This is a genomic window from Tranquillimonas alkanivorans (genome assembly GCF_900115595.1).
Lineage (GTDB): Bacteria > Pseudomonadota > Alphaproteobacteria > Rhodobacterales > Rhodobacteraceae > Tranquillimonas > Tranquillimonas alkanivorans.
Genome location: NZ_FOXA01000005.1, coordinates 69578 through 86497, shown reverse-complemented (window position 1 = coordinate 86497; position 16920 = coordinate 69578). Strand labels below are relative to the sequence as shown.

Below are 16920 nucleotides of genomic sequence, written 5' to 3'. Positions count from 1 at the left end.
CCTCAGAGCGCGAGGCGGGCGATGGCGAAAAGCCCCGTCGCCGCCGCGGCGTAGCTGATGCAGATCACCGCGATGATCGAGATCTTGCGGGCCAGGCCCTGCACGTAATCCTCGATCATCACCTGCGCGCCGTTCTTGAAGTGCACGAAGCCGACCAACAGCGTCAGCGCCGCAACGATCGCGGGGAAGGGGCGCGAGAAATAGGCAACCACCTCGGGATATGGCTCGCCCAGCATCGGCCCGAAGGTGAAGACGAAAAGCGGCACGAGCACCAGAAGCGCCACCGAACTGATCGTCATGTTCCAGAAGTGCGAGGTACCGGTCTTGGCCGACCCCATCCCCGTCGCGCGCTTGCGCGCCGTCATGTAAGCCATGTCGCCCTCCTCAGATCACGATGACGGTGAATACGGTCAGCACGACCGACCCGATCATGCAGCCCCAGCCCAGCTTCTCGGCAATGCCGATTTCAAGCCCGCGGCCGGTGTCCCAGTACAGGTGCCGCAGCCCGGCCAGCGTGTGATACCAGAGCGCCAGCAGCGACAGGAACATGATCAGGTCGCCGAACCACGAGGTGATGAAGCCGTCGGCGGTCGCGAAGGCCTCGGGCGAAGTCGCGGCGGCGAGCAGCCACCACACGACCAGCAATGCCCCGACCAGAAGCCCGTTGCCGGTGATGCGGGTAAAGATCGAGGAGATGGAGGTGATCTGCGGCCTGTAGTACGGCCCGATCATGAAGGGCGAGAGTGGGCGGTCCCCCCGGTTCACGTCTGGCATGGCTTTCCCTTCCGTTGTGCCGCCGCGCGGCGCGTTCGGGCGCAAGTGATAGCGGTTTTTACGCGCGTGTCACGTGATCGAAGCACAATCGGCCGAGGTATTTAGACGCATTTCAAGTTTTCGCCGGCGTTCGTGATCACGCCTCGGCGGCGTGTGATCACGGCCTCGCCGAGTGCGGCCGGTCAGCCCGATTCGGTGCGCGGCCCCATCTCTGGTCTGAAAATATCCCCGCCGGAGGCACCGCGCCGGGCGACGCCCGGCGCGAAGAAGAAGGCGTCGGGCCGCAGGCGCGGCAGTTTCCTATCGGGGAACCAGCACCCAGTAATCGAGGTCCAGCAGAACCTCGGGCAGGTATTTCCCGTCCTCTCCCTTCAGCGCAAACGCGCCGCTGTCGCCCTTCACCGCCACCAGCCGCAGGCGCAGTGCGCCCACTCCCGGCGCCGCCGTTTCGGCCCGGTCCAGAACCTCGGACCAGGCCCGCACGGTGTCACCCGAGAAGCACGGGTTCGCATGGACCCCGCCGTTCAGCCCGACGATCGCCTGCGCGCTCGCCAACCCGTTAAACGACAGCGCCCGCGCGAGCGAGATGACGTGCCCGCCATAGACCAGCCGCCGCCCGTCCTCGCGCAGCGCAGCGTCGAAGTGCACCCTGGCGGTGTTCTGCCACAGCCGCGTGGCCAGCATGTGCTCGGCCTCCTCCACCGTCACGCCATCGACGTGATCGATGCGCTCGCCGATCGCGTAGTCGGCCCACCGGTGCGGCTCGCCCGCCAGCGCGACGTCGTAGTTCGAAAAGTCCAGCTCCTTCGGCACCACCAGCTCGCTCGCTGCCACCGCGTCGGCCAGGTCGGGCACCACCGTCTCCGGAGCCGCCCCCTCGGCCCGCCGCCGGACCATGACCCAGCGCACGAAGCTCAGGACCGGCGCGCCGTGCTGGTTGCGTCCCGTGGTCCGCACCCAGACCACGCCGGTCTTGCCGCTGGAGTTTTGCTTGAGCCCGATCACCTCGGACTCCGCTGTCAGCGTGTCTCCGGGCCAGACCGGCCGCAACCACCGCCCCTCCGCGTAGCCCAGGTTCGCTACGGCGTTCAGCGAGATGTCGGGCACCGACTTTCCGAACACCGTATGGAACACGATCAGGTCGTCTACGGGGGCGGCCGGCAGGCCGCAGGACCGCGCGAAGGCATCGGACGAATGCAGCGCCCCCCGTGCGGGATAGAGCGCGTGGTACAGCGCCCGTTCGCCGCCCGACAGGGTCCGGGGCACGGCGTGGACGATCCGCTCGCCCAGCCGGTAATCCTCGAAGAAGCGCCCCGCGTTCGTCTTCACGTCACTGCGCCCCCAGCTTCATGTCCGGCGAATACTCGCCCTCGACCTCCTTGGTGACGGCCTGCGCGCAGCGCATCACCCCGTTCTCGGCATCGAAGGCATAGGCGGGATCGCCGTGCAGCTCCCATCCCTTGGCGAGCGCCTCGCTCACCTTATGACAGAAGGCCGACGTATCGTCGCCAGTGAGAAGTCGATAGAGTTTCATCCGAACGGCCAATATCCAAGCCAGCCGTGGATCATCGCCACGACGAGATAAAGAACGAGCGCCGCGACCGGCGCGATGATTTCCTTGCGCACGGGCGCGGGTTCGGGCTTGCGCCACTGCGACACCGGCTCCGCCCGGTTGATCAGGGCGATCTCGGCCAGCGCCCACAGCAGCAAGCCGCCGAACAGGATGAACGACTTGAGGTCGCCGTTGACCAGAAGGTGGCCCACCGCCCAGCACGAGAAGCCGATGAGCTGCGGATGCCGGGTGACGCGCGTGATCCGCGTCTTCATGCCGCTCGCCGCGAACAGGTAGAAGCCGATCAGGACCAGCAGGTTGTTGATGCCGACCAGCGCGGGGCTGCGGCCCCACCAATAAACGTTGTCGCCGGTGCGGTAGCCGAACACCATCAGCACGATGCTGATCAGCAGCAACACCGCCACCAGCCCCTTGCCCTTGTCGCCCATCTTCGCGCGTGCGTCGGGGGCCACGCGCTTGAACATGTGCGCGCCCGCCCACAGCAAAACGCCGAGGATCAGTAGTATCATGTGCTCTCCAGTTCCCAGATCGCCTGTGCCTTCGCGAGCGTCGCCCGCGCGGTCTCAACATGCAGATTCTCGACGATCTTTCCATCCAGCACGGCGACGCCCCGCCCTTTCGCCTGCGCCTCCTCGAACGCTGCGATCTGTCGGCGGGACAGGTCGACCTCGGCCTCGGTCGGGGCGAAGCAAGCGTTGGCGACGTCCACCTGCGCCGGGTGGATCAGCGTCTTGCCATCCATCCCCAGCGCCCGGCCCTGCCGACACTCGTCGCGCAGGCCGTCCTCGTCCTTGAAGGCGTTGTAGACCCCGTCGACGCACGCGATCCCAGCGGCGCGCGCCGCCAGCAGGCAGGTTTGAAGAGCCATCATCATCGGCAGCCGATCCGCGCGGAAGCCGCAGCGCAGTTCCTTGGCCAGATCGTTCGTCCCCAGCACCAACCCCTGCATCCGCGGCGCCCGCGCGATGGTGACCGCATTCAGGATGCCCTCGCAGGTCTCCATCATGGCCCAGATGCGGGTCTGTGCCGTCTCGGCCCGCGCCTCCAGCCGATCGGCCAGTGCCTCAACATCCGCGTCACGGTCCACCTTGGGCAGAAGGATCGCCTGCGGCCGCGCGGCCGCCACGGCGTCAAGGTCCGCCTCACCCCACTCGGTGTCGAGCGCGTTGATCCGGACGAGCTGCGCGCGCGGGCCGTACCCGCCCTCTGCCAGAGTCTGGGCGAGCAGATCGCGCGCATTGGCCTTCTCGTCAGGCGCGACTGCGTCCTCAAGATCGAAGATGATGGCGTCCACCGGCAGGGTTTTCGCCTTCTCCAATGCCCGGGGATTGGAGCCTGGGATGTAGAGGACAGAGCGCCAGGGCCGCGCCGCGTGATCCATGGGAGCCTCCCGCAATATTGTTGCGAAACCCAGCACGAATCCGACGAGATCCGCAAGAAAAACTTCGCCGCGGCGCAGCGCGCGATGAGGGACCGGGAGGGACGGAAGAGCTCAGGTGAGAGCGTCGAAGATGAGTTTCGCGCCGGTTATCGTCAGGAAGACATAGGCCAGCATGAAGAACCAGCGATCCGGCACCATCCGGTGCAGCACGACGCCCAGCCAGATGCCCAGAAGCGCCACGGGGGCAAGGAACAGGTCCGCGATCAGCGTCTCGCGAGTGAAGATCCCGAGCGCGAGGTAGGGCGGCAGCTTAACCGCGTTGATCGCCCAGAAGGTGATCACCGTCGTCGCCTGGTACGTCGTCTTCGAGAAGCCTTGCGTCAGCAGGTAAACGGCCGCCGGCGGGCCGCCCGCATGGCTGATGAAGCTCGTCAGACCCGCGACCGCGCCCCATCCGAAGCCCGCCGTGCGCCCCATTATATGGCCCCGCGTCGCCAGCCATCCCCGCGCCCGCGCCAGCCGGTAGACGACGAAGCCCAGTGCCACGAGCCCGATCAGCAGCCGGAACAGGTCGGCGTTTGCCACGGTGTAAAGCGCCGCGCCCGCCGCGATGCCCGGCAGGCTGCCGACGATCAGCAGCTTCGCCGCCTCGGCGTCCCACTTGCGCCAGTAGGCGCGCACCGCTCCCAGGTCCATCAGCATCAGCAGCGGCAGCATCAGGCCGATGGCCTCGCCCGGCTCGACCACGAGCGCCAGGAACGGCGCCGCGGCGAAGGCGGCACCCGATCCGAACCCGCCCTTCGAGATTCCAGCGAACAGCACGGCCGGCGTCGCGAAAAGAAGAAATGTTGCGTCGACGACCATCCTGCCCCGTCCCGGCCCGCGTTCGGCGCGCCTTAGCACCGAACGCAGGCGGATCAAACGCTTACCGCGGCACCGCTTGCGACCCCGGCGGCAACTCGCGGCGAGGCGCGCCGATGCTGCGGGGCGGCGCACTTGCGCGACACTGCGGGAATGGCTTACCCACGCGACGTCACAAGTTCAGGACCGGAGATCCAAATCCATGGCCAGACCCAAGATCGCCCTCATCGGCGCGGGACAGATCGGCGGGACGCTCGCGCATCTCGCCGCCCTCAAGGAGCTCGGCGACGTCGTCCTCTTCGACATCGCTGACGGCACGCCGCAGGGCAAGGCGCTCGACATCGCCGAGTCCGGCCCGTCCGAGGGCTTCGACGCCGCCCTGAGCGGGACCACGGATTATGCCGACATCGCGGGCGCCGACGTCTGCATCGTCACCGCCGGGGTGCCGCGCAAGCCCGGCATGAGCCGCGACGACCTGCTCGGCATCAACCTCAAGGTCATGAAGGCGGTGGGCGAGGGTATCAAGACCCACGCTCCGGACGCCTTCGTCATCTGCATCACCAACCCGCTCGATGCGATGGTCTGGGCCCTGCGCGAGTTCTCGGGGCTACCTCACGAGAAGGTCGTGGGCATGGCCGGCGTGCTCGACTCGGCGCGCTTCCGCCACTTCCTGAGCCTCGAGTTCGACGTGTCGATGAAGGACGTCACGGCGTTCGTGCTGGGCGGCCACGGCGACACCATGGTGCCGCTGACCCGCTACTCGACCGTGGCGGGCATCCCGCTGCCCGACCTCGTGCAGATGGGCTGGACCACGCAGGAAAAGCTGGACGCCATCGTGCAGCGCACCCGTGACGGCGGCGCCGAGATTGTGGGCCTGCTCAAGACCGGATCGGCGTTCTACGCGCCCGCGACCTCGGCGATCGAGATGGCCGAGGCGTACCTGAAGGACCAGAAGCGCCTCCTGCCCTGCGCGGCTTGGGTGGACGGACCCTATGGCCTGAAGGGCATGTACGTCGGCGTGCCGACCATCATCGGCGCGAACGGCATCGAGCGCATCGTCGACATCAAGCTCGACAAGGACGAGCAGGCTATGTTCGACAAGTCGGTGGATTCGGTGCGCGGCCTAGTGGACGCCTGCAAGGGCATCGACGAAACGCTCGCCTGAGCGCGGCCAAACGCTGAAAATGGAAGGCGGCCGCGCCCGGCGCGGCCGCCTTTTTCGTGACCGGTGGCTGATTCTCTGCGTCGCAGCGTTTGCGCCACACTTCGCCGCCACCTGTGATCACACCCGAAAAAGCTGTGATCACAAGGATCGGAAAATGCGTAGAAATGCGCTCAATGGACCTGAAAGGCCTTAAACGCCGTTCCCGGACGTGTCATGCACCGTGAAACCGCAGCAGATACGGGACAGTTCAGGTGAACATTCACGAATATCAGGCGAAGGCGCTCCTGCGCGACTATGGCGCCCCGGTCTCGGACGGCCGCGTGGTGACCAAGGCCGAGGAGGCGAAAACCGCAGCGGGCGAACTCGACGGGCCGCTCTGGGTGGTCAAGGCGCAGATCCATGCCGGCGGCCGCGGCAAGGGGTCGTTCCAGGAAGCCGACGCCGGCGAAAAGGGCGGCGTCCGGCTGGCGAAATCGGTCGAAGAGGCCGAGGCTGAAGCCAAGAAGATGCTCGGCCGCACCCTGGTGACGCACCAGACCGGCCCCGCCGGCAAGCAGGTCAACCGCATCTACATCGAGGACGGGTCCGACATCACCCGCGAGCTTTACCTCGCGCTGCTGGTCGACCGCGTCACCTCGCGCATCTCGTTCGTCTGCTCGACCGAGGGCGGCATGGACATCGAGGAGGTCGCAGCCTCGACCCCCGAGAAGATCCTGTCGTTCAGCGTGGATCCGGCGACCGGCTATCAGCCGTTCCACGGCCGCCGCATCGCTTTCAATCTCGGCCTCGAGGGCCAGCAGGTGAAGCAGTGCGTGTCGCTCATGGCGACGCTCTACAAGCTCTTCACCGACAAGGACATGGAGATGCTCGAGATCAACCCGCTGATCGTCACCGACAAGGGCGATCTGAAGGTGCTCGACGCGAAGTTCGGCTTCGACTCCAACGCGCTCTACCGCCACCAGGACATCGCCGCCCTGCGCGACGAGACCGAGGAAGACCCGAAAGAGCTCGCCGCGTCGAAGTACGACCTGAACTACATCGCGCTCGACGGCGAGATCGGCTGCATGGTCAACGGCGCCGGCCTTGCCATGGCGACGATGGACATCATCAAGCTCAAGGGCGCCGAGCCCGCAAACTTCCTCGACGTGGGCGGCGGCGCGACCAAGGAGAAGGTGACCGAGGCGTTCAAGATCATCACGTCCGACCAGAACGTGAAGGGCATCCTGGTCAACATCTTCGGCGGCATCATGCGCTGCGACATCATCGCCGAGGGCGTCATCGCCGCGGTGAAGGAAGTCGGCCTGAACGTTCCGCTCGTCGTCCGGCTGGAAGGCACGAACGTGGAGAAGGGCAAGGAGATCATCGAGACCTCTGGCCTGAACGTAATCGCCGCCGACGACCTGAGCGACGCCGCCGAGAAGATCGTGAAGGCGGTCAAGGGCTGATGCGCACGCTCGCGGTTCTTCCCCTCCTCGCGCTTGCCGCCCCGGCGGCAGCGCAGGAGACGGTGTCGCCCGAGGCTTTGGCGGCCTACGCAGCCGAGGTGTGCGTCCAGCGCACGCCCGGTCCCGGCGACATCGAAACTGGCGAGATGGAGCTGGTGGAACGGGGGGACGAACTGGCGACGTTCGCGCATCCGTCCGGTCTGGTGATGGCGCTGACCTCGCGGCCCGAGTTCTTCTCCTGCGAGATCGAGGTGCCCGAGGCCACCGAGGGCTACTTCGACGCACTGATGCAGGCTTTCGCGCCGCGGCTGCAAGAGGTCATTAACGCCGACGACCACGAGCAGGTCGAGGACGGGATGGTCTGGGAAGGCTACACCGAGACCGGCGCGCTCATCACCACCGAGCTTCAGTATCACGAGGGCGGCAGGATCACGCTGACCTCGAGCACTCAGACGACGCAGGCGCCCCCGGCGCCGCGCGACCTCAACTGAAAAGGGACAGACATGGCCGTCCTCGTTGACGAAAACACCAAAGTCATCTGTCAGGGCTTCACCGGAAGCCAGGGCACCTTCCACTCCGAACAGGCCATCGCCTACGGCACCAAGATGGTCGGCGGCGTGACCCCAGGCAAAGGCGGGCAGACCCACCTCGACCTGCCGGTATTCAACTCCTGCCACGAGGCGGTGCACGAAACCGGCGCCAACGCGTCCGTCATCTACGTGCCGCCGCCGTTCGCCGCGGACTCGATCCTCGAAGCCATCGATGCCGAGATCCCGCTTGTCGTCTGCATCACCGAGGGCATCCCGGTGCTCGACATGATGAAGGTCAAGCGCGCGCTCGAAGGGTCGAAGACCACGCTGATCGGCCCGAACTGCCCGGGCGTCATCACGCCCGACGCCTGCAAGATCGGCATCATGCCCGGCCACATCCACAAGCGCGGCAAGGTCGGCGTCGTGTCCCGTTCGGGCACGCTGACTTACGAAGCCGTGAAGCAGACCACCGACGTGGGCCTCGGCCAGTCGACCTGCGTCGGCATCGGCGGCGACCCGATCAAGGGGACCGAGCATATCGACGTGCTCGAGTGGTTCCTGGCCGATGACGAGACCGAGGCGATCATCATGATCGGCGAAATCGGCGGTTCGGCAGAGGAAGACGCCGCCGCATTCCTCGCCTCCGAGAAGAAGAAGGGCCGCTGGAAGCCGACCGCCGGCTTCATCGCTGGCCGCACGGCACCTCCGGGCCGCCGCATGGGCCATGCCGGCGCGATCGTCGCGGGCGGCAAGGGCGGCGCCGACGACAAGATCGAGGCGATGAAATCCGCCGGCATCACCGTCGCCGACAGCCCCGCCGGCCTGGGCGAGGCCGTGCTTAAGGCCATCGGGTAACAGTTAAGTGCCGGGCGGCCGCCGCCCGGCACCGAAAGAAAGAGGACCGGCCCAGATGGGCTTCGCAGACGCCATAAAGACGTGTTTTCGCAAATACGTCACGTTCTCCGGCCGCGCTTCGCGACCGGAGTATTGGTATTTCGTCCTCTTCATCTTTCTGGGCAGCATCGTGCTGAGCGCGGTCGACAGCGCTCTCTTCGGCATCGAAGTTGTTGAGGTCGCGCCCGGACAGATCAGCGCCGAGTCAGACGGCCCGCTCGCCTCGATCTTCTCGCTCGCCGTGTTCCTTCCCGCGCTCGCCGCAGCCTGGCGGCGGATGCACGATACCGGCCGATCGGGCCTCTTCGTCCTTTACCCGCTGATCGTCATGATCGGCGTGACCACGTTCGCCGGTTTCCTCGCCGGCTTCGACGCGGCCATGTCCGGCAACCTCGCCGCCCTCTTCGCTGGCGCAGGGGGGCTCGTGCTTGCCGTCGCCGTCTTCATCCTGATCCTATCGCCGCTTCTGGTGCTCTGGTGGCTGACCCGACCATCCGAACCGGGCTTCAATCAATACGGTCCCAATCCTCACGAGGTGATTTCATGACCGAGCAATCGCCCAACGATCTTTTCCGCGCCTCCAGCTTCATGCAGGGGCACAACGCGGAGTATCTGGAACATCTCTATGCCCGGTACGCCGAGGATCCGAACGCGGTCGACGCGGCGTGGGCCGATTTCTTCCGCCAGCTCGGCGACGAGGAGACGCAGGTGAAGTCAGAGGCGAACGGCCCCTCCTGGGCCCGCGCCGATTGGCCGCCCGCGCCGACGGACGAACTGACCGCCGCGCTCGACGGCCAATGGCCGGCGGCCGCCGCGGCCGCGCCCGCCGCCCCGGCCGAGGTCAAGCAACTCGCCCGGAAGATCGCCGACAAGGCGAAGGACGAGAACATCCGCGTCAACGAGGAGCAGATCCGCCGCGCGGTGCTGGACTCGATTCGCGCGCTCATGCTGATCCGCGCCTACCGCATCCGCGGTCACTTGGTGGCCGACCTCGACCCGCTTGGCATGCGCAACCCGACGCCGCATCCCGAGCTCGACCCGCGCTCCTACGGGTTCACCGACGCGGACATGGACCGGCCGATCTTCATCGACAAGGTCCTGGGCCTCGACGTCGCGACCCTGCGCGAGATCCTCGAGATCGTGCAGCGCACCTACTGCGGCACCTTCGCGCTACAATACATGCACATTTCGGACCCCGAGCAATCGGCCTGGCTGAAGGAGCGGATCGAGGGCTACGGCAAGGAGGTGAAGTTCACCCGCGAAGGTCGCCGCGCGATCCTCAACAAGCTGGTCGAGGCCGAGGGATTTGAGAAGTTCCTCCATGTGAAATACATGGGCACCAAGCGCTTTGGCCTGGACGGCGGCGAAAGCCTGATCCCGGCGATGGAGCAGATCATCAAGCGGGGCGGCGCGCTCGGCGTGAAAGAAATCGTCATCGGCATGCCGCATCGCGGCCGCCTGTCGGTCCTCGCCAACGTGATGAACAAGCCCTACCGCGCCATCTTCAACGAGTTCCAAGGCGGCAGCTTCAAGCCCGAGGATGTCGACGGGTCGGGCGACGTGAAGTACCACCTCGGCGCCTCGTCCGACCGTGAGTTCGACGGCAATTCGGTGCACCTGTCGCTGACCGCGAACCCCTCGCACCTCGAGGCGGTAAACCCGGTCGTTCTGGGCAAGGCGCGCGCCAAGCAGGACCAGCACGGCGATCCCGAGCGCACGGCGGTCCTGCCCGTTCTTCTGCACGGCGACGCGGCCTTCGCCGGCCAGGGCGTCGTGGCCGAGTGCTTCGGCCTGTCGGGCCTGAAGGGCCACCGCACCGGCGGCACCATCCACATCGTGGTCAACAACCAGATCGGCTTCACCACGGCGCCGCACAACTCGCGCTCGTCGCCGTACCCGACCGACATCGCGCTGATGGTCGAGGCGCCGATCTTCCACGTGAATGGCGACGACCCCGAAGCGGTGGTGCACGCCGCCAAGGTGGCCATCGAGTACCGGCAGAAGTTCCACAAAGACGTGGTCATCGACATGTTCTGCTATCGCCGGTTCGGCCACAACGAGGGCGACGAGCCCATGTTCACGAACCCCGCGATGTACAAGAACATCAAGAAGCGGAAGACGACCCTGTCGCTTTATACCGAGCGGCTGGTGCGCGACGGCCTGATCCCGGAGGGCGAGATCGAGGACGCCAAGGCCGCGTTCCAATCCAAGCTGAACGAGGAGTTCGAGGCCGGTAGGGAATACCGCCCGAACAAGGCCGACTGGCTGGACGGACGTTGGTCGCACCTCGACCGACAGGGCGAGAAGTACCAACGTGGCAAGACCGCGATCAAGGAGGAGACCCTGCAGGAGATCGGCCGCGCGCTCACGAGCACGCCCGACAACTTCAGCACCCACCGCACGGTCGAGCGCCTGCTCGAAACGAAGCGCAAGATGTTCGAAAGCGGCCAGGGCTTCGACTGGGCGACCGCCGAGGCGCTGGCCTTCGGATCGCTGCTGACCGAAGGCTATCCCGTCCGCCTTTCCGGGCAGGACTCGGCGCGCGGCACCTTCTCGCAGCGCCACTCGGCGCTCGTCGACCAGGAGAGCGAAGACCGGTACTACCCGCTCAACCACATCCGCGAGGGGCAGGCCAGGTACGAGGTCATCGACTCGATGCTCTCGGAATACGCCGTGCTGGGCTTCGAATACGGCTTTTCGCTGGCCGAGCCCAACGCGCTGACCATGTGGGAGGCCCAATTCGGCGACTTCGCCAACGGCGCGCAGATCATGTTCGACCAGTTCATCTCGTCTGGCGAATCGAAGTGGCTGCGCATGTCAGGCCTCGTCATGCTCCTGCCCCACGGCTACGAGGGTCAGGGCCCCGAGCACTCGTCCGCACGACTGGAACGCTTCCTGCAGATGTGTGGCCAGGACAACTGGATCGTCGCCAACTGCACGACGCCGGCGAACTACTTCCACATCTTGCGCCGCCAGCTGCACCGCACCTACCGTAAGCCGCTGGTGCTGATGACGCCCAAGTCGCTCCTGCGCCACAAGCTCGCGGTATCGGACGTCGAGGATTTCGTCACCGGCTCCAGCTTCCACCGCGTGCTGTGGGACGATGCCGAAAAGGGCCATTCCGACACGCAGCTCAAGCCGGACGACGAGATCAAGCGCTTGGTGATGTGCTCGGGCAAGGTCTACTACGACCTACTGGAAAAGCGCGACGCCGAGGGCATCGACGACGTCTACCTGATGCGGTTGGAACAGTTCTATCCGTTCCCGGCGCTGGCCCTGAACAAGGAGCTCAAGCGCTTCCCGCAGGCCAAGATGATCTGGTGCCAGGAAGAGCCCAAGAACCAAGGCGCCTGGACGTTTGTCGAGCCGAACATCGAGTGGGTCCTCAAGCGCATCAAGGCCGAGCACGACCGGCCCGTCTATGCGGGGCGCGCGGCCTCGGCCTCTCCGGCCACGGGTCTCGCCTCCGAGCACAAGGCACAACAAGAGGCGCTGGTGAACGCAGCGCTCGGAATCGAAGGGTAAACCGATGAGCATTGAAGTCCGCGTGCCCACACTGGGCGAAAGCGTCACCGAAGCCACCGTCGCCACCTGGTTTAAGAAACCCGGCGACAGCGTCGCGGCAGACGAGATGCTGTGCGAGCTCGAAACCGACAAGGTGACCGTCGAGGTCCCCGCCCCCTCCTCGGGCAAGCTCGACGAGATCGTCGCAGCCGAGGGGGAGACGGTGGGCGTCGACGCCTTGCTCGCCACCATCGCCGAGGCCGGGAATGCCGGACCGGAAGAGATGGCGCCGCGTCCCGAAGGCGCGAAGGTCGACGAGCAGGCCGAGGAGCCCAAGCACAACGAACCCTCCGACGCGAAGCAGGCCACCGGCGGCGACACGATCGACGTGATGGTGCCGACGCTGGGCGAAAGCGTCACCGAAGCCACCGTCGCCACCTGGTTCAAGAAGGAAGGCGACGCCGTCGAGGCCGACGAGATGCTGTGCGAGCTCGAGACCGACAAGGTCTCGGTCGAGGTGCCGGCCCCCGCCGCGGGCGTGCTGGGAAAGATTCTCAAGCCCGAGGGCGAAACCGTCGAGGCCGGCGGCAAGCTTGCCGAGATGACCACCGGTGCCGGTGGCGGTGCGGCCAAGTCCACGGCCTCGGACGGCGGTGACACGGTCGAGCGTCCGGGCGGCTACGGCAAGGCCGAGGCCGAGATCCCGAACCCCGACCGCGACACCGAGGACGCGCCCTCGGCCAAGAAGCTGATGGCCGAGAAGGGCGTCAGCCGCGATCAGGTCACGGGCTCGGGCCGCGACGGCCGCGTGATGAAGGAAGACGTGCTCAAGGCCGTCACGCAGCCCAAGGCCGAGGCGCCCGCGCCCAAGCAGGCTCCGCGCGCACCGTCGCCGGCCGCCGACGCCGACCGCGAGGAGCGGGTGAAGATGACGCGCTTGCGTCAGACCATCGCCCGCCGTCTGAAGGACGCGCAGAACACCGCCGCCATGCTGACCACCTATAACGAGGTGGACATGACCGGCGTCATGGAGCTGCGGAAGGAATACAAGGACCTGTTCGAGAAGAAGCACGGCGTGAAGCTCGGCTTCATGTCCTTCTTCACCAAGGCCTGCTGCCACGCCTTGAAGGAAGTGCCCGAGGTCAACGCCGAAATCGACGGCACCGACGTCGTCTACAAGCACTTCGTTCACATGGGCATCGCCGTTGGCACGCCCACGGGCCTTGTCGTGCCGGTCGTGCGCGACGCCGACCAGATGTCGTTCGCCGAGATCGAGAAGACGATCAACGGACTCGGAAAGAAGGCCCGCGACGGCAAGCTGTCGATGGCCGAGATGCAAGGCGGCACCTTCACCATTTCGAACGGCGGCGTCTACGGCTCGCTGATGTCCTCGCCGATCCTGAACCCGCCGCAGTCGGGCATCCTGGGCATGCACAAGATCCAGGAGCGGCCGATGGTCGTGAACGGCCAGATCGTGGCGCGCCCGATGATGTACCTGGCGCTCAGCTACGATCACCGCATCGTCGATGGCAAGGGCGCGGTAACTTTCCTCGTGCGGGTGAAAGAGGCACTCGAGGATCCACGCCGTCTGCTGATGGACCTGTAAGGCAGCCATGCCGAACCCGGAGCAGACGGCGCCACGGCGCCCGCTCTCCTCGGGCAGGGGCCACGCGCCCCTGTCCGGAACCCGTGGCGACTCCGCGCGTAGGGGCCGTGCTCACCTGCACCGCTCCCGAAACGGAGGCCACGCCATGACCCTTCCCGTCCTCATCCGCCGCGACGATCCCGACGTTCAGAGCTGGAACGACGCGCGCCGCGGCGTTCTGACCTTCCGCCTGCTGATCGACGGCGGCGCCGGCCCCACCGCGGGGCTTTGCCAAGGGACCGCCCGGCTCGACCCCCGCGGCTACGAGACGGCGCACCACCACGATATCGCCGAGACGGCGCATGTCCTGTCGGGCCGGGGCCGCCTCCGCCTCGGCGACAAGACGTTCGAGGTCGAGGCCGGCGACACCGTCCACATCGCGCCCCACACGGTCCATGCTTGGTCCGCCAACGATGCACCGCTCGAGGTCTTCTGGACGTTTCCGGCCGACCGCTTCGACGACATCGCCTACCACTTCGAGAATGACACATGACCACCAGCCGCCGCGCCACCGCCTGCCTCGCGCTGGCTGCCTTGGCGGCCTGCGCCGGCCCGGAAGTGAACGTCCCCGGTGCACCGACCGTGCGCCACACCCAGAGCACCGAGCGCTACGGCGAAGAAGGCCGTTGGCACCTGTTCTTCTTTCAGCCCCAGCAGGCGCGGTCGCTGTCCGACCGCCTGGCGCTGGCTCGCGCCGCCGCCAATGCCGACCCCGACTGCCGCTGGATCCGCACACCGCGGGACGAGATCGAGGCCCGCACCGCAGCCCAGGGCGCCCAATGGTCCGACCTCGTGCTCGCCGCCCCGCTGGCCTGCCGCGACACCTGAAGGAGAGAAATGATGCAACTTCTCTGCCGCTTCGACACCCCCGACTACGACGAGTGGAAAAAGACGTTCGACGCCGATGCCGAGGATCGGATGAACGCCGGACTCACCCTGCTCCAGCTCTGGCGCGACGCGGACACGCCCTCCGCCGCGCTCGCCCTGTTCGAGGTCAACGATCGCAAGCGTGCACAGGCCTGGATCGAGAAGGAAACCGGCTTCGGCCACGCCCTGACCGCCGACTTCCTCAAGCCTGCGCTCTGATCCCGTGACGCCCGAACTTACCGCCCTCGCCCTCGCCGGCCTGCTGCAGGTCGTGCAGTACGTCCTGATGGCCGTGCCCGCGAACCTTGAGCTGGGGCCCGGCAAGACCATGTCGCCGCGCGACCCGCACCGGCTGGGCAAGCCGCTCGACCAGCAGGTCAGCCTGCGGACGGGCCGCCTTTATCGAGCCCTCGACAACCACTTCGAAGGGCTGATCCTTTTCACCCTCGCGGTGGTGGTCGTCACGCTTTCGGGTGGCTCGACCTGGTTTACCACCGCCTGCGCCTGGACCTACCTCGCCGCCCGTATCCTTTACGTACCCGCCTACGCCTTCGGCTGGGTGCCCTGGCGGTCGTTCATCTGGATCGCAGGCTTCGCAGCGACGACGCTCATGCTGCTCGCGGCGCTGCTCTGATGCATCTCTGGTACTCAAATATCCTCGGGGGGAATTGCGCCGCAGGCGCAAGGGGGGCAGACAGCCCCCTGTATTCGCGCCCCGCTCGCCGCGCCGGCGCCCGCGACGCGCCCCGGCGCCCGCTTTGTGACCTCGAAGGGAGACCCCATGGCAAGCTATGACGTGATCGTAATCGGCAGCGGCCCCGGCGGCTATGTCTGCGCCATCCGCTGTGCGCAGCTTGGCCTCAAGACCGCCTGCGTCGAGGGCCGTGAAACGCTCGGCGGCACCTGCCTGAACGTGGGCTGCATCCCGTCCAAGGCGCTGCTCCACGCCACGCACCAGCTGCACGAGGCAGAGCACAACTTCGCGAAGATGGGCCTGAAGGGCAAAAGCCCCTCGGTCGATTGGGCGAAGATGCAAGCCTACAAGGACGACGTGATCGCCCAGAACACCAAGGGCATCGAGTTCCTGTTCAAGAAGAACAAGGTCGACTGGCTCAAGGGCTGGGGCTCGATTCCCGAGGCCGGCAAGGTCAAGGTCGGCGACGAGGTGCACGAGGCGAAGAACATCGTGATCGCCTCGGGCTCCGAGGTGTCGCCGCTCAAGGGTGTCGAGGTCGACGAGAAGGTCGTCGTCAGCTCGACCGGTGCGCTGTCGCTCAACAAGATCCCCAAGAAGATGGTCGTGATCGGCGCGGGAGTCATCGGGCTCGAAATGGGATCGGTCTATTCCCGCCTCGGGGCCGAGGTGACGGTCGTCGAGTTCCTCGACCACGTCACCCCCGGCATGGACGGCGAGGTGCAAAAGCAGTTCCAGCGCCTGCTCAAGAAGCAGGGGATGGACTTCGTGATGGGCGCCGCCGTGCAGGGCACCGAGGTCAAGGGCGGCAAGGCCAAGGTCACCTACAAGCTGCGCAAGGACGACAGCGAGCACGTGCTCGACGCCGACGCCGTGCTGCTGGCCACCGGCCGCCGCCCCTTCACCGACGGGCTGGGCCTGGCCGAGCTGGGGGTCGAGATGACCGGCCGCGGGCAGGTGAAGACCGACGGCCATTGGGCCACCAACGTGAAGGGCGTTCATGCCATCGGCGACGCCATCACCGGGCCGATGCTCGCCCACAAGGCCGAGGACGAGGGCATGGCGGTGGCCGAGACCATCGCCGGCAAGGCGGGCCACGTGAACTACAACGTGATCCCCAGCGTCATCTATACCCACCCCGAGGTCGCCGCGGTCGGTGCGACCGAAGAGGTGCTGAAGGAGCAGGGCCGCGCCTACAAGGTCGGCAAGTTCTCGTTCATGGGCAACGGCCGGGCCAAGGCGAACTTTGCCGCCGACGGCTTCGTGAAGATCATCGCCGACAAGGACACCGACCGCATCCTCGGCGCGCACATCATCGGACCGATGGCCGGCGACCTGATCCACGAGATCTGCGTCGCGATGGAGTTCGGGGCGGCCGCGCAGGACCTCGCCCTGACCTGCCACGCGCACCCGACCTACTCGGAAGCGGTGCGCGAGGCTGCGCTGGCCTGTGGCGACGGCCCGATTCACTCCTGAGAGATCTTCGGCCTGCCCGCCCTTGGGCAGGCCGTTTCCGTGTCCGCGTAGTGACGGCTCCGCCCGAGAACCAGCACCACGGCTGAAGCCTCGCTTGAACTGCTGACGGCA

At 66.6% G+C, this 16920-nt stretch carries 19 protein-coding genes; 12 read left to right on the top strand and 7 right to left on the bottom strand.

Annotated elements, in window-relative coordinates; all coding sequences use genetic code 11:
* Positions 1–2: 2 nt before the first annotated feature.
* From sdhD to BM162_RS08115, 7 genes are all read right to left on the bottom strand, one after another.
* A complete protein-coding gene (gene sdhD, locus BM162_RS08145; RefSeq protein ID WP_093420239.1) occupies positions 3–374 on the bottom strand; it encodes a succinate dehydrogenase, hydrophobic membrane anchor protein in 372 nt (123 codons plus the stop codon).
* 10 nt (positions 375–384) lie between these two features.
* Positions 385–774 (bottom strand): succinate dehydrogenase, cytochrome b556 subunit, encoded by a 390-nt coding sequence (gene sdhC / locus BM162_RS08140; protein WP_093420238.1) that lies wholly within the window; start codon positions 772–774, stop codon positions 385–387.
* Positions 775–1074: 300 nt separating this feature from the next.
* Positions 1075–2103 (bottom strand): MaoC family dehydratase, encoded by a 1029-nt coding sequence (locus BM162_RS08135; RefSeq protein WP_093420236.1) that lies wholly within the window; start codon positions 2101–2103, stop codon positions 1075–1077.
* Between the two features lies 1 nt (position 2104).
* Entirely contained in the window at positions 2105–2308 is a 204-nt protein-coding gene (locus tag BM162_RS08130) for a DUF1737 domain-containing protein (RefSeq protein WP_093420234.1), read from the bottom strand.
* Positions 2305–2856, bottom strand: a complete 552-nt coding sequence (locus BM162_RS08125) for an NnrU family protein (protein WP_093420232.1) — start codon at positions 2854–2856, stop codon at positions 2305–2307. The genes BM162_RS08130 and BM162_RS08125 overlap by 4 nt, the downstream gene beginning before the upstream one ends.
* Complete coding sequence (locus BM162_RS08120; protein WP_093420230.1) at positions 2853–3728, bottom strand: HpcH/HpaI aldolase/citrate lyase family protein; 876 nt, start codon at positions 3726–3728, stop codon at positions 2853–2855. Before BM162_RS08120 ends, BM162_RS08125 begins: the two co-directional genes overlap by 4 nt.
* Before the next feature lie 111 nt (positions 3729–3839).
* On the bottom strand, positions 3840–4592 hold the full coding sequence (locus tag BM162_RS08115) for a sulfite exporter TauE/SafE family protein (RefSeq protein WP_093420228.1): 753 nt from the start codon (positions 4590–4592) through the stop codon (positions 3840–3842).
* A gap of 199 nt (positions 4593–4791) precedes the next feature.
* Between BM162_RS08115 and mdh the strand changes: the two genes are divergently transcribed.
* The 12 genes from mdh (at position 4792) to lpdA (ending at position 16809) form a co-directional block, all read left to right on the top strand.
* Complete coding sequence (mdh, locus tag BM162_RS08110; RefSeq protein WP_093420226.1) at positions 4792–5754, top strand: malate dehydrogenase; 963 nt, start codon at positions 4792–4794, stop codon at positions 5752–5754.
* 251 nt (positions 5755–6005) lie between these two features.
* Positions 6006–7199 (top strand): ADP-forming succinate--CoA ligase subunit beta, encoded by a 1194-nt coding sequence (gene sucC, locus BM162_RS08105; protein WP_093420224.1) that lies wholly within the window; start codon positions 6006–6008, stop codon positions 7197–7199.
* On the top strand, positions 7199–7690 hold the full coding sequence (locus BM162_RS08100) for a hypothetical protein (RefSeq protein ID WP_093420222.1): 492 nt from the start codon (positions 7199–7201) through the stop codon (positions 7688–7690). Before sucC ends, BM162_RS08100 begins: the two co-directional genes overlap by 1 nt.
* A gap of 12 nt (positions 7691–7702) precedes the next feature.
* Positions 7703–8584 carry a succinate--CoA ligase subunit alpha gene (gene sucD, locus BM162_RS08095; protein ID WP_093420220.1) on the top strand — a complete coding sequence of 294 codons (882 nt, stop codon included), beginning with the start codon at positions 7703–7705 and terminating at the stop codon, positions 8582–8584.
* Positions 8585–8591: 7 nt separating this feature from the next.
* Positions 8592–9170, top strand: coding sequence for a DUF805 domain-containing protein (locus BM162_RS08090; RefSeq protein ID WP_342741152.1), 579 nt, complete (start codon positions 8592–8594; stop codon positions 9168–9170).
* Entirely contained in the window at positions 9167–12148 is a 2982-nt protein-coding gene (locus tag BM162_RS08085) for a 2-oxoglutarate dehydrogenase E1 component (RefSeq protein WP_093420216.1), read from the top strand. Before BM162_RS08090 ends, BM162_RS08085 begins: the two co-directional genes overlap by 4 nt.
* A gap of 4 nt (positions 12149–12152) precedes the next feature.
* The gene (odhB, locus tag BM162_RS08080; protein WP_093420214.1) at positions 12153–13733 is read left to right on the top strand and encodes a 2-oxoglutarate dehydrogenase complex dihydrolipoyllysine-residue succinyltransferase; all 1581 of its coding nucleotides are present in this window, start codon (positions 12153–12155) and stop codon (positions 13731–13733) included.
* 145 nt (positions 13734–13878) lie between these two features.
* Positions 13879–14265, top strand: coding sequence for a cupin domain-containing protein (locus tag BM162_RS08075; RefSeq protein WP_093420212.1), 387 nt, complete (start codon positions 13879–13881; stop codon positions 14263–14265).
* On the top strand, positions 14262–14600 hold the full coding sequence (locus BM162_RS08070) for a hypothetical protein (protein ID WP_093420210.1): 339 nt from the start codon (positions 14262–14264) through the stop codon (positions 14598–14600). The genes BM162_RS08075 and BM162_RS08070 overlap by 4 nt, the downstream gene beginning before the upstream one ends.
* A 12-nt stretch (positions 14601–14612) precedes the next feature.
* Complete coding sequence (locus tag BM162_RS08065) at positions 14613–14858, top strand: hypothetical protein (RefSeq protein WP_093420609.1); 246 nt, start codon at positions 14613–14615, stop codon at positions 14856–14858.
* A gap of 4 nt (positions 14859–14862) precedes the next feature.
* A complete protein-coding gene (locus BM162_RS08060; protein ID WP_093420208.1) occupies positions 14863–15273 on the top strand; it encodes an MAPEG family protein in 411 nt (136 codons plus the stop codon).
* 147 nt (positions 15274–15420) lie between these two features.
* Positions 15421–16809, top strand: coding sequence for a dihydrolipoyl dehydrogenase (gene lpdA / locus BM162_RS08055; RefSeq protein WP_093420206.1), 1389 nt, complete (start codon positions 15421–15423; stop codon positions 16807–16809).
* The last annotated feature ends 111 nt before the right edge of the window (positions 16810–16920 follow it).

Bases quoted from the DNA above. Each gene is read 5' to 3' on its own strand.
- BM162_RS08100 (WP_093420222.1), top strand. From the start codon at position 7,199: ATGCGCACGCTCGCGGTTCTTCCCCTCCTCGCGCTTGCCGCCCCGGCG.
- odhB (WP_093420214.1), top strand. From the start codon at position 12,153: ATGAGCATTGAAGTCCGCGTGCCCACACTGGGCGAAAGCGTCACCGAA.
- BM162_RS08115 (WP_093420228.1), bottom strand. From the start codon at position 4,592: ATGGTCGTCGACGCAACATTTCTTCTTTTCGCGACGCCGGCCGTGCTG.
- sucD (WP_093420220.1), top strand. From the start codon at position 7,703: ATGGCCGTCCTCGTTGACGAAAACACCAAAGTCATCTGTCAGGGCTTC.
- BM162_RS08065 (WP_093420609.1), top strand. From the start codon at position 14,613: ATGCAACTTCTCTGCCGCTTCGACACCCCCGACTACGACGAGTGGAAA.
- BM162_RS08070 (WP_093420210.1), top strand. From the start codon at position 14,262: ATGACCACCAGCCGCCGCGCCACCGCCTGCCTCGCGCTGGCTGCCTTG.
- mdh (WP_093420226.1), top strand. From the start codon at position 4,792: ATGGCCAGACCCAAGATCGCCCTCATCGGCGCGGGACAGATCGGCGGG.
- BM162_RS08125 (WP_093420232.1), bottom strand. From the start codon at position 2,856: ATGATACTACTGATCCTCGGCGTTTTGCTGTGGGCGGGCGCGCACATG.
- lpdA (WP_093420206.1), top strand. From the start codon at position 15,421: ATGGCAAGCTATGACGTGATCGTAATCGGCAGCGGCCCCGGCGGCTAT.
- sdhD (WP_093420239.1), bottom strand. From the start codon at position 374: ATGGCTTACATGACGGCGCGCAAGCGCGCGACGGGGATGGGGTCGGCC.
- BM162_RS08075 (WP_093420212.1), top strand. From the start codon at position 13,879: ATGACCCTTCCCGTCCTCATCCGCCGCGACGATCCCGACGTTCAGAGC.
- sdhC (WP_093420238.1), bottom strand. From the start codon at position 774: ATGCCAGACGTGAACCGGGGGGACCGCCCACTCTCGCCCTTCATGATC.
- BM162_RS08130 (WP_093420234.1), bottom strand. From the start codon at position 2,308: ATGAAACTCTATCGACTTCTCACTGGCGACGATACGTCGGCCTTCTGT.
- BM162_RS08085 (WP_093420216.1), top strand. From the start codon at position 9,167: ATGACCGAGCAATCGCCCAACGATCTTTTCCGCGCCTCCAGCTTCATG.
- BM162_RS08120 (WP_093420230.1), bottom strand. From the start codon at position 3,728: ATGGATCACGCGGCGCGGCCCTGGCGCTCTGTCCTCTACATCCCAGGC.